Origin of the sequence: Pseudomonas sp. PAMC 29040 (assembly GCF_003994535.1) — a bacterium.
Lineage (GTDB): Bacteria > Pseudomonadota > Gammaproteobacteria > Pseudomonadales > Pseudomonadaceae > Aquipseudomonas > Aquipseudomonas paraversuta.
In genome coordinates, this window is record NZ_RZAA01000001.1 from 153,689 (window position 1) to 170,625 (window position 16,937).

5 protein-coding genes and 1 pseudogene are annotated in these 16,937 nt (G+C 61.1%); all 6 read right to left on the reverse strand.

Translation table 11 applies throughout. The features are described 5' to 3' along the window. Positions 1-66 precede the first annotated feature (66 nt). A complete protein-coding gene (locus tag WG29040_RS00700; protein ID WP_127195375.1) occupies positions 67-2,487 on the reverse strand; it encodes a glucose/quinate/shikimate family membrane-bound PQQ-dependent dehydrogenase in 2,421 nt (806 codons plus the stop codon). Positions 2,488-3,152: 665 nt separating this feature from the next. Then, positions 3,153-3,665, reverse strand: a complete 513-nt coding sequence (locus WG29040_RS00705) for a MepB family protein (protein ID WP_127195376.1) — start codon at positions 3,663-3,665, stop codon at positions 3,153-3,155. After that, positions 3,662-4,087: an N-acetyltransferase gene (locus WG29040_RS00710; protein WP_127195377.1), complete on the reverse strand. Its 426-nt coding sequence runs from the start codon at positions 4,085-4,087 to the stop codon at positions 3,662-3,664. Before WG29040_RS00710 ends, WG29040_RS00705 begins: the two co-directional genes overlap by 4 nt. A gap of 670 nt (positions 4,088-4,757) precedes the next feature. Beyond that, a pseudogene (locus WG29040_RS00715) lies at positions 4,758-5,092 on the reverse strand (transposase domain-containing protein); the annotation flags it as partial. Positions 5,093-5,129: 37 nt separating this feature from the next. Further along, positions 5,130-5,807 carry a hypothetical protein gene (locus tag WG29040_RS00720; RefSeq protein WP_010657015.1) on the reverse strand — a complete coding sequence of 226 codons (678 nt, stop codon included), beginning with the start codon at positions 5,805-5,807 and terminating at the stop codon, positions 5,130-5,132. Between the two features lie 411 nt (positions 5,808-6,218). Continuing rightward, positions 6,219-16,925: a LysM peptidoglycan-binding domain-containing protein gene (locus WG29040_RS00725; protein WP_127195378.1), complete on the reverse strand. Its 10,707-nt coding sequence runs from the start codon at positions 16,923-16,925 to the stop codon at positions 6,219-6,221. Positions 16,926-16,937 lie beyond the last annotated feature (12 nt).

Consider the following 16,937-nt stretch of genomic DNA (forward strand, 5'->3'; position numbering starts at 1 on the left):
TACTTGCTCGCGAGTTCTTCGCTGTTGCGAAAGACTCGCGGGCAAGCGCGCCCCTACAGGGCTGTTTTACTCTTTGTCAGGCAACGCGTAAGCGATCACGTAGTCACCGCGATCGGCTGACTGGCGTGCGCCACTGGCGGTGATGACAACGTACTGCTTGCCGGTTTTAGGCGACACAAAGGTCATCGGGCCGCCCTGGCTGCCGACTGGCAAGCGGGCCTTCCAGGCCTCTTCACCATTGGCCGAGTTGAAGGCGCGCAGGTAATAGTCCTGAGTCCCCGCGATGAAAATCAGACCGCCCTGGGTGGACAGCGTACCGCCCAGGGTAGGCATGCCGATTGGCAATGGCAGGTGCATCTTGACCCCCAGCGGGCCAGTGTCCTGAACAGTGCCGACCGGTACTTGCCAGGCAATTTTCTGGGTCTTCATGTCGATGGCAGTCAGGGTGCCGAACGGCGGAGCCTGGCAAGGGATGCCGGCGATGGACAGGAAGCGGTTCTTGTTCACTGCATACGGCGTGCCTTTGAGCGGTACTGCGCCCATGCCGGTATTCAGTGCTTCGCCGCCGGAGTTGGCCACCGCTTCTTTTTTCTGCGGCACCATCTGGATCCACAGGCCCAGACGCATGTCGTTGACGAAAATAAAGCCGTGCACCGGATCAGTCGACAGACCGCCCCAGTTCATGCCCCCCAGTGAGCCCGGGAAGCTCAGCGACACATCGGTACCAGGTGCGGTAAACAGGCCGTCGTAACGCATTTTCTTGAACGAAATGCGGCACAGCATCTGATCGAACGGGGTTGCGCCCCACATGTCCGACTCGGTCAGTTTTTGCGCACCAATCTGCGGCATGCCCACCGATTTCGGCTGGGTCAGCGAGTAGGGTTCGTTCGGAATGTTGGAGGCTTTGACCGCTACTTCTTCAACTTTGGTCAGCGGCTGGCCGGTGTGGCGATCCAGAACAAAAATCTGACCGGCCTTGGTGCCGATCACCAGCGCCGGGACCTTGCTGCCGTCAGGCTTGGCAAAGTCGATCAGGGTCGGCTGCATGGGCAAGTCGAAGTCCCACAGATCGTTATGAACGGTCTGATAGACCCACTTTTCATCACCGGTGGAGGCGTTGAGTGCCAGCACCGAAGCGCCGTACTTGTGGTCCAGAGCCGTGCGTTCAACACCGTAGATGTCGGTGGACGAACTGCCCATCGGCAAGAAGATGGTGTTCATCAGCGGGTCATAGGACATCGGCGCCCAGCTGTTGGGCGTGCTGCGAACGTAGGTCTGACCCTCTGCCGGAGCCTGTTTGTCTTGCGGATTGCCAGGGTCGAACGCCCAGCGCATGGCGCCGGTGATTACGTCAAAGCCGCGGATCACGCCGCCAGGCATGTCGGTTTGCACGTTATCGGCAACCCGGCCGCCAACCACCACTGTGGTACCTGCCATCAACGGTGCCGACGACAGCTGGTAAAAGGAGTCAGGCACATTGCCCAGACCGGCTTTCAGATCAACCTGGCCATTGGTGCCGAAGTCCTGGCAGAACTTGCCGGTGTCAGCATCCACCGCGATCAGGCGCGCATCGATGGTGTTGGTGAGCAGGCGACGCTGGCAGGCAGCGCCGGGGGCAACAGCCACTGGCACGGCAGGGGTGCTGCCATCAGTCGGCTGGGCAACCGGTGCGCTGGCATCGAAGTACGCCAGGCCCCGGCAACGTTGCCAGACAGCCGATTTTGCATCGATGTTGTTCTTCCACAGCTCTTTACCGGTATCGGCATCCAGAGCGATGAGGTTGTTGTGTGGGGTGCAGATAAACACCTTGTCGCCCACTTGCAACGGGGTCAGCTGGTCTTCTGCGCCATTGCCGTCGCTGATCGCCACGTCGCCGGTCTGGTAAGTCCAGGCGGGTACCAGATCGGCAACGTTACTGCGGTTGATCTGGTCCAGTGCGGCAAAGCGGCCGCCACCTTCGTCATTACCGTAGTGTGCCCAGTCTTTCTGGGCATTAGCCGGGTCGACCTTGGTCAGGCCCGGGCCGTCGCCGGTAGCCGACACCGTGGCGTGGGGTAGAAACATGCCCCAGAAACCGCCAGCGATGGCCACTGCCAGCACCGCGCCCAGCGCGTAACCCCCGTTCCCGCTCAGGCCGTTGGCCTTGCGCAGAGAAGGGTAAGCCAGCGCCACCACCAGGCTCAGCACGGCCAGGGCGAACAGGCGCGAAACCAGCGGCCAGAACACCAGCCCGGCATCCAGCAGGGCCCAGACAATCGACGCAACCATCACGGCAGCGAACAGCCAGACGCCTGAAAGGCGTTGTTTGAACATTAATACCGACGCGGCAATCATTCCGAGACCGGCCAGCAGGAAATACAGGCTGCCACCAAGGGTGGCGAGATAGCCGCCGCCGGCGACGAACAGCAATCCGAAAACCAGCACGCCGAGGGCTGCGACCCAAACGGGCCAGCGGCTCACGGAGGCCGAAGGTTGAGAATTATTCATGGTGCATGACCCTACTGATGCATGAGCGATTGAGGTGGGAGCAGCCTATTAGGTATAGCTGTTTCCATTACAGAGTGGCTGGGGAAGCCTTTGCAGCGCCTGGTGCCTTATGGAGCAGGGCGAGACAACCGGCAGAAGTCATAGATAACTATGTACTAAACGGTTAGTTCCGTAACTTTAACAAAAAAACACGCCCTGCGACAAATTGTCCGCGCAAACCGCAGCAAGCCAGTGGCGAGCGCTTTCCCATCCTCACCTCGGCGCCTCTCTCGCTGGAGCCGGGGATGCAGGTAGCGGCGGGGCAGAGGTTGATGGCCATGCATCGCAGGCATCATCGATGCACGGATGCGCGAAGCACTGGCGGCACAGCGTGCAGCAGTTACGCAACTGGAGCACAGGCAACAGGTACAGCGCGCCCGGTGCGTTAAGCGAGAGAAATGCGCTCTGGCATTGACGCAGCCTGCGGTGGAAGGCATGGAAGTATCTGGAGTGGCGGCCGCGTTGGGGGCGTAAATCGCCAGGCTTTGGTGCACCGGGGTTCCAGATGGAGCCGTCGGACAGCAAGGGGAAAGGGCTGCCGAACCTGATGCCAAGGGTCATTATTATAACTATACTAAATAGTTCTTTAGTTTAGTTATATCTAGAATGCATATATAAGCCTAAGACTACACGCAGTTGAAAAGGCCGCGAATACGTACTATTGAGGCCGGTTCAAAGGGAGAAACCGCGACAAAACACTCGGTTTGCCATCTTTGAGACTGCACGGCCTGGCGTGCTACAGGCTGGCTCCATGGCGGATAAACACGAAATGCGCGCTTGCCGCCGCGACCATTGATGGCAAACACACCGCGCGACAACAAGGTCTCACGATCAAAAACGAACTGTCCGCAGCGTCCTTCAGTAGACACATGAACCACCACGAAATCGATGTCATCCGCGCTATCCAGTGGTGCAATTTCGCCGCCTGGGCAAGGTCGTTTCCACAGGGTGACGAACTGGCCGACCTTGGTTGGCGTCACTTTGGCTACCCTGAAGACAACCTTGCGACCTGCAAGAGTAAAGCGCAAACCGCCATATTCCCGGGCTTCACTGTCTACCGAGTAATCAACCGGATGCGCTAAGGCAGCGTTCAAATACAGGCTCTCGATAGCTGTCAGCAAAGGCTGTGGGAGGATCATGTGCGGTACGCCATCAGGTATTCAGCATGACCTGTCTGCTCGTCAATTTGTTCGCGGACCACATCAAAACCCTGTGAGCGATAAAAGGCCAGGCTGGGCGCATTCTCTTTGTAAACCGCAAGGCTCAACTCACCACGAAGGTTTTTCGCGTGCTCAAGCAACTGTTTGCCCAGGCCTTTGCCTTGATGAGCCGGATCAACAAACAGCGCGGCCAGTTGATTGCCCAGCAAGGAGCAAAACCCCTGGACGCTGGATTGGTCTTCAAACACATAGGTCTCAGATGCCAGGATGTAAACATCACGCATCGTTGCTGTATGGGATTGCCAGTAAGCCGCGTCGATAAAGTCATGAGCCTTGATCGATGCGCTCAGCCAGATTTCCACAACAGGTTCCATGTCGTGTAGTTCAAATGCTCTGATCATTTGTCATTCCATTGTGGTGTTGGCCGACAAGCTTAATGCAAAGCCAGCAATTAGAGCGCGTCAGGGTATTGTTGCAGGCATCGAAATGCGGGGATCGTTCTAAAGAGGAATTTCCAGCCTTGAAATCTGACCTCCACTGACCCTGACGCACCAATACGATAGTTCGCATAATGTATATTATGTTAAATCACGTATCTGGGTCTGGGTTCGTCCCAATGGCGAGTTCGCTTCGTGACCTCGCGACTGCGGAAAATTGAAACTTTTCCCACTAAACCCTTACCCACCTCCATTGAGTGCGTGCAAATTTAGAACGACCTCGCCCAAAAAAGCTCAATTTTGAAATTTCCTCGCCTTAGACCACCGAAGCAATTTTGCAGATAAACCGTGAACGAATCGATAGATAACGTCCCTCTTAAGCGCTATCCCTACATTACTCGTAGCTTTTGGCAGTCAGATCGGCGCGACGCTGTGTCTCGTACCGTTTCCGAATATCAACCGCAATAAGCCCACTGGCGAGCTGGGGTACCCCAGAGGTGTGGTTGCGCGGCCATTTTCGGTTAATATTTTCTGAGTGTTTGGCGCATATTTTAAGAAAATCTTGGCGCGGTTAAGAAAATCTAGCCAACGACAGGGGAAAAATGGGAAATTTAATGGGGTTACGCCCATTAGATCAATGCGATGGAGCTACCCACTGGTGCGGTAGCAACCGTCCTATTTCACTGGCCCTCTGTGTCGGCAACCGCGTAAGTACATCCTTGAGATAGCCTTACGGGTCATGCCCGTTCATGCGTGCCGACTGAATCACGCCCATGATTGCTGCAGCCCGTTTTCCGCTGCGCAACGACCCTGCGAAGAGCCAGTTTCGGTGACGCCCAGTTCAAAGCCTGCCTTTTTGCCAGCGAAGTCATTGCAGACCAGCTTGCCCTTCCAGTTTCCAAGGAAGTTTCGGGCATGTTCGCCAGCGCGGCTCGGGCTGAAGTCGTAAACGACCGCCACCAGATCTGAGAGTACCTTCAGTGATCAACTTTCCGGATTCATGACGTCACGAATAGCACATGATCAATGGAGCCGGAGTTGGAGTGTCTAGTTTTGTGCGCTCTTCGACGACCCATACGCCAACCGGCCAGATCACTTGCAGCACCAGGAGAATGGTGAACGTCAAAAAGGCCCGAAGCAGATACTCATGGGTCATTTTGATACCGGTCACCTTCTCGTTGACCAGTGAGTAGTTATGTAGGACGGCGCTAGCGAGCTGCTTGGCTAAGCCCGCTTTAGGCGAGCCTTCTTTCCAGGTATTGGCTAGCTCACCTGGACCAAGCTGAGTGAACCCGGCGACTTTGAGCGTTCTGAACGCCCAAGCCCCTGCGCGCAGCAGGAAAGCCACTGCCAATCCAAATAACATGAGGCTAATGCAGCCTAGCCATTTGCTCGACTTATCGCTCCATAGGGTTGGTAGCAGCGAGACAAGTACGGGTATCAACGCCGTGATGGCGGCTAGGTAAATACCTGCTTTCGCATCAGATCCCTTCCGACGGTCAACTTCTGCATCAAAAAGACGCCGCGACTCTTCCAGCACTACGTCGCTGTCTGTCGACCAATCTCCCTCTTGAACAGATGCAGCAATCCCCTGCTTCCATTCCGTATCCTCGGTCTGCTCAGCAGATGACAATGGGATTAGTGTCGGCCAGAGCCAATGGAGCCATTCTTTAGGCTGAAGCAATTGCGCTCACCGTCAACTCGTCTACGATCGCCGCAGCAATAGGGTAACCCGTTAAATTTTCAATCCAAGCCCACTGCCCGTTCGGGTTGATCTCTAAGAACCACAGTTTGCCTGAACGATCGCAAACCAAATCGATACTAGCTTCATGCACTGAAGTTGAACCCGCCGCTCAAGAACAATCTTTTCGTCGCAGCGGGATCTTGACGTACTGTCCCCGGTGAAAAACTCTGCCTGGTATCAGAGGTATTGTTTCTCGCGGCCGGAACTGGTCAGGGGCGCTCAAGATACTCTGCGTAAGGTATCCGGCGCCGAGGGCTGAGAGTATGGAGTCGCAGGTTGATCTCTACTTCTGGCTCTCGGCACGCCGCTGACCACCCGTGAAAAACACCTGCCCTCACTCGGATCGGAGCCTCAGACAATATTCTTCGTCGCCAGACTCAACGCATCGATCTTCATCAGCGGTAACCGATTGCTCCCCGTGCCCGAAAATACCGTCAGGCCGAATCTGAACCCAGTCGCTTCATCCTGAACCGGTCGTTCAGTTTCAAACCACTGCTGATCCGCATCCCCCACCTGCGTAATGAACGCAGGATGCAGTTGCCCTTCGGTCGACGTAGGTGGCAGCAGGCTTACAGGGATAATCGTCGCCGGCACGCCACTGCTGCCGCCCCCTGGCACCAGGCTATACGTATAGCTGCTCTGTAGCCCCACCAACACCGGCAGTTCCGTGCTGCCATGCAGCGTCGGCGTCAGCAGACCGGCAAAGAAATCATCCAGCCAAGTCGCGATCGACTCCGGCTTGGTGGCCTGCCGGTCTAAGGCATATCTCGGGATTTCCAGCAATGGCACCATGGGGTCGGCGAAACGGGCGACGGCGGATGTGAACTCGAAGGCCGCTGTCGTCTGGATTGCGGGATCCGGCGCCAGGTGACGGTTACGCGTAACCTGGATCGATGCCCAGCCGTTCTGCAGGGCAAACAGGTCAAGCTCCGCGAACTCCACCGCCCTGGCGGCATCGAGCCGCGCCGCCGCATAAGGCAGCACGGCCGGCAGCGTGGGGTTCTTGGCATCCTTGCGCAGCTCATAGCCCCAAGTAGCCGCTCCCGTCGCAGGGTCGAACTGGATCCGTTTCGGCGCGTAATTGTCCGGGTCGATCAGCACCATTGCCGGCGGCAGGAAGTTGCTGGCAGGCTGCCCGTATTTACTGAAGCTCTGCGGCAGGATCTGCACTTGCGCAGCCTGGGTCTGCTCCTCCGGCATCAGGCGAATCTCGAATGCATACTCGACCTTGTAGGTCGGCTCCACGACAAGGATCGTGGACGATTGGGCCGTGGCCCAGGCCGCAAAGGCTTGGGCCACGCCTGAGACTACTGCGTCAAGCGCGGCGATCGCGCTGGCGGCCATGGCGACATCCGGGTTATCGGCCGTCGTCTTGCCGTCGATCGGACGCAGGTAGGTTTCAAGGTCGCGGCTTACCGCCGGGTGGATCGCCACGAACTGTGCCAGAGCGGCATAGAGCTGCTCGGTCGGCGATGGGCTGCCGCGCAGCATTTCCCCGTCGCTATCACTGTTGAACACCACTGTGGCGCTGACCGAGTCCTGGGCGGCCTGTTGCTGCAAGTAGCTGAAGCGGTAGGTCCAGGTTTTCAGCTGTGCCGGCGCAACCTCCGCCGGATCGATGACGCTGGAACAGCCGCTCTGCGCCACGACCATCGCCGGCACGGGAAGCGCGCGCAAGGCCACCGGAATGCTGAAGCGCCCTCCTCCGACGGGCTTGATCGCCTGGTTGTAAGGGCCAGTCAGGAAGGTCACCCAGCGTGACTGCTGGTAGTGCTCGATACCCGCTACACCGTGGATATCGTGCTCGACGTGGGTCAGGGCATATCCCAGATCCAGTTCGACATAGGCGTCGCTCTCGGCCGACCGCGAAGTCACCAGGAACGCCAGGGTGCTGGCCTGGGCCTCGGCAGACAACGGAATCTTCGCCGTGGACAAGGCGAAGTTGTCATTGGCCGATACGCCCGCCTTGCCAAGCCCCCCTGTCGGCTGCCCGAAAAGACGTGGCGCAATCACACCGTCTGGCAGCACCGGGGCGTAATGGGCGTTGCTCACGGGGAACACGGCCACGCAGGTGAGGGTGTTGGCGTTGCTCAGGCGGCGCAGCAGCGCCTGTTCCAGCTTGTCCACCGCTGCTTGTTTCAGGCCGCTCTCAGGCTGCTCCAGCACAGGTGTCGCCGTCGAGGCTATGGCACCGGCCAGCAGCTTCTTGGACTGCAGCAACCGGTAGAGATAGCCGGCCTTGGGGTCGTACGGGTCGGTCGGGTTCTCGTTGAGCCCCAGCAAGCGATCGAGCTGGAACATCGGCGTCGAATAGCTCGCACCCAGGCTATCGTCGATGGCGGCCAGGCACTCGGCCAGCCAGACGTTCGGGTCGACATTGGTAAAGGTAGTCGGTAGCGCCGTGCCGGCCGGATAAGCTGACCCGCTCTGGTATCGCTCGATAGCCACCTGCAGGGCCTGCAGGTGGCTGGCAATGGGCAGCGGTGCGAAATAGCACGGTGTATCGCCGATGTCGAAGCTGATCCCTTGGTCACTCGCCTTGGCCATGCGCACCGCCCAGATCGTCGGGGTTCGGGCAGCATTGGGCGTGGCGGGGTCGGCGGAGCTGGTGCCCAGGCGCATCTGCCAGTCGGCGGTGACGAAGACCTTCTCGAAATCCACGGCGAACTGGTCGAGCGCAACCGGGTAAGCCGGCGCCTCGTCCTCTGCCGCAGGTGTCTCCAGGTTGGCGTCCACCGGAATGGTCGCGCTCACCGCGACACCGCCCTGCAACGCTCGCAAGGCGGGTGCCACAAGGGCGGCCTGGCGGCTGAAACGCAACGCCAGATCCAGGCGAATGATGTCGCTGCCCTGGGTCAACCCGGCGACATCCACCGGCATCGAGAGCTTCGTCGTTGCCGGTGGCGTGGCGCTCGCGCCGTTGGCGCGGGCCGCCAGGTAGACAACGACCTGGTCGACGTAGCCGAGGATGGCCTCGCGTGCCGCCTCGGTGAGCAGTTGCTCAGGTGCCGCCAGCAGTGAGTTGACTAGCGACATGGACACGGCCTGGCCATTCAGGCCAGGCACGCCAAGACCATCGTAGTTCTGGTTGAGCTGGAAGTAGATCAACTGGAATCTGCCCAGGTCGGCAATGGCATTGCGCTGCCAGACGGGTATCTCGTCACCGAAGCGCACAGCCTGCAGATGCGCTCTGGCGTCTGCGGGGGCGTACGGCGAGGGATCGAAGTTGAGCAGGACCTCCAGCACCGGCGCGCCCGCAGCCCCCGTGTAGCGATAACTGCGGGTCGTACTCGGCCAGGCATCCAGTGCCACCAGGCGATCACTGTAGCTCAGGGCCATGGGCACATTGCCGAAGGGTTGCGGGTCGCCGGCAGCAGGCACGCTGAACGGGCTGGCGGTGCGGTTGCCGAACAGATCCTGCCAGTCCATATGCAACTGCAGCAGCGTGCCGACACCGATGTACGGGTTGTCTGCGGCCATAGGCAATCCGGGCAATGGCGCCGCCGGTGCCGGGTTGATCAAGGCCTGTTCGGCAAAGCCCAGGGCCTGGCTGTACAGGTACGGGCTGTCCTGGGCGGCAGCGACAAAGCCTGTGCCGCTATTACGCACCTTCGCTGGTTCTGACGCCTCCGGCACATCCCTGGGCCCGAACGCGGCGCTGTCCACGCTGGGTTTGAAGAACGGCGTGGCCACCACCCGTGCCGACAGCAGTTGGTAAAGCTGCAGCAAGGTCGCATGGCTATAGGCGTCGATCTCGGCCTGGGTCGGGCTGGGCCCCAGGTTCGCAGGCTCCAGTCCACGCTCGCGCTCTAGGGTCAGGGCGGCGTTGCTCAGCCCCAGATTGGGGGTGGCATCTAGGGCCAGTGGATCGATCGTCACGGTGGCTTGGGCGAACACGCCGGCGACATCCCGCGCACCATAGCCGAGCGCCACGACATCGGCCTGGTAATAGACGGCCATGGCTTGCAGCGTATCACCCGGCCCTTCCGCCCTCACCTCATAGGTGAACGGCGGGATCCTGAACACTGCCAGGGCGGCCACGGGCACGCCGGGGTTGAAGGCCAGAATGGCGGCCGCGGTGATCGTCGGCGTCACGCCGACCGAGTAATAGGCGGCCATCGCCGCGATGGGATCCTTGCCGTCGCCGACATCACCGGGCAGCAACTGATGATAAAGGCCGGAAACCGGGATCTGTCTGCCGAGTGTCAGGGGCGCGCCAGCGTTGCTGGCGACCAGGCCGGCAATGTCGATAGCGTAGGCGTTGCTGATATCGGCGATACTGGCGTCGGAGGCCAGCGTCAGGCTGGTCGTCGCGGCATTGACCCCGCACAGTTGCACTACCGACGCCTGTGGATCGATCGCGGCCGTGGTCAACAAGGCGTTGATGCCGTTGAAGATCCGCTGTCCCTTGGGCTGTGCGACATCCCGGCGCAGGGTCAGCACCAGGGTCAGGGTGGCGATGCCACTCTCGTCGAACAGCGCGGGCGGCAGGCCAGTGCCGTCGGCCAGCAGTTGGTAGAACAGATAGCTGCCGCCAGAGTTGACCGTCGACAGCTCCCAGAGCAGTTTGATGAACTCGGCCGGCGTGTTGGCAATGCCGGTCGGCGGACCGGCTGCCACCAGCCTGTCCGTCAGCGGCGCCTGTGGCGGATTGGTCTCGGTGGAGAGGTTCGATTGCACGATGAACGAGAGGAATTCACTGTCGGCGCGGCTGGTCAGCCCACTGGCGCCATTGTTGGCATCGGCATAGAGCAGGAACAGGCCGCTGGCAAGGTCTTCACCCTCGCTGGTCATCGCCGTCAGCCAGCGCTCGAGCAGTACGGTCTGTGCCGGGTTGGGGCCGATGATCTCATAGGCGAAACGCGCCAGTGGGCGTGCCGCCGAGCCAGGATTGCCAGGGCCGGGAGGCACCACGTCATTGGCGTTCGGCTGCTCGGGCGCAAGATCCGCAGTTTGGGCCAACTGCTTGATGCGGAATTCGATACGGGTGGCAAAGGTGCAGGCGTCGATGTCGCTGAAGCGAGTGCTTGAGGTCGCGGGGTCGCTGATGCCCAGAGACGCGGACAGCACCGGCATGTACGGCATCAAGGCCGCGCTGCTGGCAATGTGCAGCGCCAGCGCTGCCTGCTTCGCTTCGACGGTCGCCAGCAAGGCATTGGACAGGTCGAACAGCAACGGCCTGGCTTGCGGGCCGGTGCTCGCATCCTGTTGTAGTGTGCCAGGCGAACGGGTCAACTCCAGCAGGCGGGCCATGTCCGTGGTCGACCAAGGCACAACGTTGGCGACGCTGTAACGCGTCGGTGCCAAGGTCATTTCCGGCTCTGCGGTCAACTGCTCGATCCGTGGCCGGTAACCGTTTTGCCTCACCGAGGCCACGACCTTGGCAAGCAGCGAAGTCTGCGAAGCGATGTCGAAGCTCAGGCTGGCACCGCTGCCCAGGGAAAACCAGGTATAGGCCGGATCATCCGGGCGCGTCAGCGTGACAGGATAGTCACCGGCGCGATCCGCCAGCGGGAACTGCTGACCCGTCAGTTGGTAGACGCCATAGGCCGATTGCGCCGTGGCCCAATGGGGGGCGCCATAAAGGAAGCCGCTGCTCGGGATGCTCAGGCCTGGCGCCACCGGCAAGCGCATGCCGTGCAGCATGTAGCGCGCCGCCGTGCCGGCGGTCTGGCCGAGGTTTCCGGCTGCCAGTATTGCCTGCCACAGGCCATCCTCTGGCAACACCACCAGGGCCGGTATCGCGAAGCGCAGGCTTGCGTCGACCTTGAACAGCCCCTCCTGCACCAGGTTGGCGGCTGTCAGGAAACTTTCGAGGGGAACCCGCAGCGCTTCGGTGATCGAGGCGATGCTATCGCCCGCTGCCGTGGTCACGACCACATTGGGCACGGTCAGCACCACCGAGGCGCTGAGCAGGCCAGTCTGGGTATACAGCGTCGTTTCGCCGGCCAGTCGCTCGACGGTGATGGCGAAGGCCTGGGCGATGCTCGTGAAGCTATCCCCTGCCTGCGTCGTGTACTGCCTGGGCGCGCCATCCAGGGTCAGCGCGATCAGCACGCCGGGGACGATCAGATTGCTCTGGGCCTGGTTGCCCAGGATCAATGCGGCCGCGCTGGTGTTGTCCGGCACCTGTGGATCGGCGTAGCGCGCCGCAATCGCCGCCAAGGTGTCGCCGACCTGCACCATGTAGGCGATGTTGGCGATGTCGAGCTTCAACCCGGGCGTCAATGGGTAGTTCAGGTTCGCCTGCGCCAGCGGCGTGGCCTTCAACTGCCCTTGCTGCAGGCCATTGGCCCAATCGAGGATGGACTGCAGGCTGGTGGCCGACGTCAGCGGATAGGGATAGTCGTCGAACCCATCGATGGCGCTTTGCACCAGTTGTCGTGCCAGCAGGATGAAGTAGTCGGTGAATACCGAGGCGGCCAGCGCTTCCTGGGTGTCCGGCAGTGCCGCACGCGCGGTGCCGGGCGCTGCCGATTCGTCGCGGACGTTGGCCGCCACCGAATTGAAGATGGCACGCAGCTCGGCCTGATAACCTGGGGTTGCGCTGACGTAGTCGTCGTAGTCGATGGTGATCGTGGCGCTGGCATTGTCCGGATCCGGGACTTCCATGCGGAGGAAGCTCAGCGCCGGGAAGAGGGTCGAGCCGGCGTCCAGTTCGGCCTTGCGCTGCGCACTGAGACTGGCGTGGGCGGCAGACACGGTGACGGTGAAGTTGGCTGCCAGGAAGTCCAGCAACTGGTCGCTGCTGAATGGCGCCTGGGCCGGGTCGGACAGGGCCTGCAGGATTCCTTCCAGCAGTGGCCGGGAAACGTCGCCCTGGGTGGACCCAGGCAGCGCCAGCAACTGGCGCTCGGTTTTCGGCACCACACTGCCGATCAACCACGGCAGCAGCGCCTTGCACAGTCGGCCGAACGATGTATCGTCGCCCGCGCTGGCGCCGTCAGCGGTCGGCGCATCCATGGCGAACAGCAGCACCAGGGCGCCCTCCTGCCCCGCATAACCTGCGCCTTCGGCTGCCACTACGGTGAACTGGGTGAGCGCGGTAATTTCCAGGGCGACCTTGTCGGCGGCCGACTGGCGTGCGCTGAAAAGGCGGTGAGCCTGGGTGAAGTCCAGCGTGAATGGGCGTGGGGCAATGCCATGCTCATGCAGCGTGCGCGGTAGCGGCAGCGCTCGCGACTCGATCAATCCCTTGTTCCGGGCGAATACCGGCCCGGCCAGGTTGTTGCTGCCATCCCAGGGCGCCTGGCTGTCGGAGCCGATGGTCAGTTGTTCGGTAATACTGGCCGAGAACGACAGGCTGATCTTGATGGAGAACAGCCCGAGGTCGATCTTGACCGAAACGCTGACCTTGACCGATGCCGACAAGGTCAGCGGGATCTTGCGGAACGACTCGTACTCGATCTTCACATACACCATGACAGTCAGGCTGACATCGGCCTTGATGATCGCAAAGTCGACGGAGCCGTAGAGCTTGCCGATGATCCCGAACGTCCCGGCGAGCTTGAAGTAATAGTCACCCTGGACTTCATTGGCGCTGCCGGTGTTGCCGATCCGATAAGGATGCCATGATGCCAGTGTGCCTTCGATGATGCCGAACACCGTGATCGAGAAGCCGGCCTTGAGAATGCCCTTGTCGATGTAGCGGCCGATGCCCAGCTGCGCGCCAAAGCCGAACACGATGACCGGGTGGAAGGTGCCGCGGGTCGTCTGCGGCAGGTTGGGTGCAGTGGCGTTGGACAGCTTGCCGAAATAGAAGCCCCCCGACCCCAGTACCGGCACCCCGTAGATGATCGCCTGCACCGTGAAGGAGCGGGAGAAATCCATGTTGCTGGGGAAACCGAAGTCCACCAGGAAATCGCCATTGGTGTAGATCTGCAGGCCGATCACCGGCAGCGTCACCGAGAACGCGCCGAAATCCAGGTTGCGCAGCACGCTGGGCAAGGTGAACTCGATCTGGTAACAGCCGATATCATCGGTGATCTTCTTGTACAGCACGTCGATGGCCAGCCCGGCCAGCACCTTCATCTTGTCGCCGTTGAGCGCCAGGCGCAGGCCATACAGGTCCGGATCGTTGAACACCACCATGAAGTCGATGGCGTACTTGGCGCTTTCGCCGATCCGCAGGATCCCGAAATGCATCGCCCCCAGCCAGTTCGAACTACGATTGTAGTAAGGCTGCCCCGGCTTCTGCTGGCTCGGGTCGAACGGCATGCCCGGGCCGCTGGATGCAGGAATGGCTTCCAAGGCCTTGATCACTTCCTGGGTGGTCTTGAACGTCGGCGCGCCAGCGATGGCGATGCGCTGCCCCAGGGCCAGGAGCTTCAGGTCGAAGTAGGCATTGCCCTGCCCCGGCACCGGCGGCATGTTCTGGACGTCCTGCCCGCCCTGCTCCGGGTTGAACAGCGGTTGCTCGTTGAGCCCCGGCACGCTGCAGGATCCGTCGATGGCCAAGGTGACCTTGCCGTCGACCTGGAGAAACTGCAGGCCCTTGATGGTCAGAAAGCCGAGGTCGATCGGCGCTGGCAGGGTGTACTTGGCGGTCACCCGGCTCTTGGCGCCGCTCTTCAGGTCGAACTGGATGGAAAAACCGTTGAGGGCGATCGAATTGAGCACGCTCCACGGGGCCGGCAGCGTGAAGTACGGATCGCCGAGCATCTCCACCAGGGCCGTGATCAGCGAGCCGACGGTCCACCCCGTCAACGAGAACGCCACGACCTGTTTGTCGAAATCGTACTCGGCGCGAAACCCCTTCCAGCTCATCCACAAAGTGCTATTGGCGGGCAGCGCAGCCGCAGCCAGCGGCAAGTCACGAAGCGTCGTCACGCCGCTGCTGGTGGTTGGCGCACCGAAGCGGTAGCCGATCTGTATCGGACCGAGGAAGTCGATATTGATCGTGCCGATGACCGAGCCGGCGAATTCCTCGCCCGGCTTGCGGCTGCCGTCGTAGTCGAGTCCGAGCTCGGCCAGGATGTCGATTGGGATCTGTGGCGTCAGCTCGAAGATCCAGCGGATGCGGGTGGAGATCGAGTAAGACGAGCGCGTGCCTGTGGCCGCGACGGCTGTGCTGCGCCGCCCGAGCGCCCGAACCGGGCTGCGCCAGCGCGCACGATCATGGACGTTGCGGGCCGAGCGTGAGTGCGACCGCTCGGTGAGCGCTGCCGACATCGCCTTCGGAGCGACCGGAATGCTGGCCTCGAGTGCCAGGGCCTCGACCGTCAGGGTGCCCGGCAGGAAACTCGGAAGATCGTAGGCACGGAAGAACTGGTTGATCAGATCGGACAGCACCAGGGGCTGGGCCAGCGAAGCTTGCAAGACCCACAGCGGTATCGGCAACGTGCCGTCGTAGGCGACACTCACGTTCGCGGCGACCGGACCGATGATGAGCTGGCCGATCATGGAGCCGGCATACACGGTCTTGCCGGGCTGACCATCGCTGCGGTTGGGCGTGCTGGCGGCAAGATCGAACACTAGGCCGGCGACCTGGATCAATGGCTCGTACACGCCACTGACCGGGTTGATATACTGCACGAAGGGCACATCAATGAAGGCATCGACCTGAAAACCCAGCGCGTAGGCCTTCCTGCTCGGGCTGACCTGCACGAAGATGTCGGAGAAATCGACCGACACGCCGTCGGGCAAGCCGATGGCGCCGCCAGTGATCCCGCGAAGAACGTCGTCCAGCGAGGCCTTTCCGGTGAAGGCCCCTTCGAAGTTCAGTGCACTGTCTATTTCGATATGGAAAAGCCCGCCCGGAAGGCCGTCCTTGGTTCTGAATATTTCCGGAAACAGCTTGAAATCAGCCTCGATCAAACCGCTTGAATCCAGGCGACCGCCTTGCTTGGCCAACGACCAGTTCACCGAGAAGCTGTCGAGCTCGAAGACCTGCTGAGTGGTCGGATCGGAGAACAACGGAATCGGCTGCCCCTGCACGCTGCCCATCAAGACAGACAACTGGTTCCAGTCTGGCCTAGGCTTGAGCGGCCCGCCGAGCTGGAAGCCCAGCAGTTGCACACTGGCGAGGTATTGCTGGAGTACGGGCGGCAGCAAACTGAAATAGCTGCCTCCTGCACCATCCGACATCAGCTTGAGCACTGCAGTTGGCGTGATCGGTGTGTCGGTATCGCCGGGGCCGATGACGAACCGGTATTGCGAGCCATCGGTGCTGACCAGCACCTGGAGGTCGAAGAGCAATGTGCTGCCGTTCGCGCCTTCGACCTCGATCTGGGTCCCGAAGTAGTAGAGCGGGGTCTGCACCGGAACGGTCTCGGCCTCGCCCAACTCGTCGCGCAGTCGTTCACCTTCCTCGTCCTCAATTTCCAGATCCGTTTCGATGAGCATGCCCAGGTGGGGCGTCAGTACACGCAGAAAGAACAGACGCAGATCGTTCCCGCTCGGCAGCAGAGCGCGGATGTGAGTATCGGTGAACAGGATGGTTTCGTTGTCTGCCTTGTCGAGCACGATCGGGCCGACCGTCAACAGCCGGGTAGCCGGCACCGGCAGGTTGGCGATCAGTTGGATCAAGGGCACAGCGGGAGCCGGTACGCTCGTCAGCCCATACAGGTTCTGCCCGGCCTGCATCGCCAGGGTCGCGTTCTGCGCCGCCCATACGTAGTCTTGGGCGGCGCTGGCGAAGTAGAAGCGCTGCTGATCGAACTGCAGCAGGGCGAACGGCCAGTTGGCCGAGGACATATTCGGGAACTGCTCGGACAACTGCCAGCCTGTTGGGATGACGTCGATGCCCAGCAGCGGTGTCTGCGGCGATCCCGCCGCTCCGAACAGGGTGGACACGGCCGTCGTCGCGTTCAGGAAGCTCAGCAGCAGATTCGGGATCGAAAAGCGCTCATCGACGACCGGCGTCACCGCCGCGCGTTCGTACTGGATCGTCAGCCCCGCCGCGCCTTCCGGCAGCCGGTAGGCCGCCTTGATGGCCGCGGTGAAACCCGCCGGTGGTGTCAGCCCGGCTGCGGTGAAGAAGGCGTCGTTGAGGACGACGGGGCCTGTCGGCGCATTGGCGAAGGCATCGCGCAGGATTTGAACGGCGTGATCGGTCATGGTGTTCTCTTC